At 31.3% G+C, this 323-nt stretch carries 1 protein-coding gene; it reads left to right on the top strand.

What is annotated here, in order from left to right; genetic code table 11:
* Positions 1–323, top strand: a 323-nt coding sequence (locus tag L1S34_RS14895) for a YfhO family protein (protein ID WP_236364896.1), incomplete at both ends; no start/stop codon positions are given.

Below are 323 nucleotides of genomic sequence, written 5' to 3'. Positions count from 1 at the left end.
CTTGTATAAATTAAAAAACCATAGGTCTTTAGGTTTTGCATTTACAAATTATATCACTGAAAAAGAGTTCGATAAACTAACTTTAGGTCAAAAGCACAAAATAGTAAATAAATCAATAGTTGTCGAAGAAAAAGATGTAAAAAAGCTAACGGAGTTGCAGCCCTATTATCAATCTGTTCTAAATGATAGTAGTCCTAAACAATTATTGATTAGATCTTTTAAGGAAAATGAAATAAGGGGTAGCATAAAAATTGACCAACCCTCAATGCTTTTTCTATCAATTCCTTTCGATGACGGCTGGAAAATCAGTGTCAACGGACATG

This window comes from Flavobacterium sp. K77, from assembly GCF_021608205.1.
Taxonomy (GTDB): domain Bacteria; phylum Bacteroidota; class Bacteroidia; order Flavobacteriales; family Flavobacteriaceae; genus Flavobacterium; species Flavobacterium turcicum.
Note: the sequence above shows the minus strand (reverse complement) of the source record. Positions and strands in the feature narration are given on the sequence as shown.